The sequence below is a fragment of the Buttiauxella sp. S19-1 genome, from assembly GCF_022134725.1.
GTDB classification, from domain to species: domain Bacteria; phylum Pseudomonadota; class Gammaproteobacteria; order Enterobacterales; family Enterobacteriaceae; genus Buttiauxella; species Buttiauxella ferragutiae.
The window spans coordinates 1-672 of the sequence record NZ_JAHWLU010000273.1; the positions used below are offsets into that span (position 1 = coordinate 1).

Annotated in this window: 1 protein-coding gene; it reads right to left on the minus strand. The window is 28.1% G+C overall.

Annotated features, from left to right (window positions below; translation table 11 throughout):
- Window positions 1-13 precede the first annotated feature (13 nt).
- On the minus strand, window positions 14-672 hold a 659-nt coding region (locus tag MES37_RS24530), incomplete at its 5' end, for a hypothetical protein (protein WP_237932842.1).

Here is a 672-nt window from a genome sequence, read left to right on the forward strand (position 1 = left end):
GTCATTAATAATATTAAATAAAAGAAATTGCACAGCGCAGTCTAATTATAAAATACCTAATAATATTGACTAAATTCTTTTTATATATATTTTCATTGTTACTCCATGAGAAATTAAAGAGCATACTATCTCTAGATTTCAAAAGTTTGATTAGTTTATTATATTTGTTCATAGAGATGACACTATTGCATATTTCTTTTCTGAGTTGATAATCTTTTTCGATGAATAAATCAATTGTCTCCTGTTTCATTGTTTCATTCTCACGAATTCGATAAGATGCAACAAATATAGGTTCGATATATATAGGTCCATACGCGATTATCCACTTAGTCCAAAAATGATAATCAGCTATCGGATAATAACTTTCATCAAATCCGTCTAACAAAACTGCTTTTTCTCTGTTTATTACGACAGCAAGAGTACCCATAAAAACGTTAAGATAAAAAAGTTTCTTTATATCAATTTCTCTTCTAAATTTATGCTTAAAACTTCGAACGGATGTATAAATATGCTTTACAATGCTATAAAAAGCGTGTGACTTTGGCTTACTTGACGAAATCCTTTCATCTAATACACTAGTATTGAAAGCATATATATCTGAATTACTTGACACCAAATTTGATAGTGCAATTCCAAAATTTTCTTTTAGAAGATCATCATCATGTAGAATTG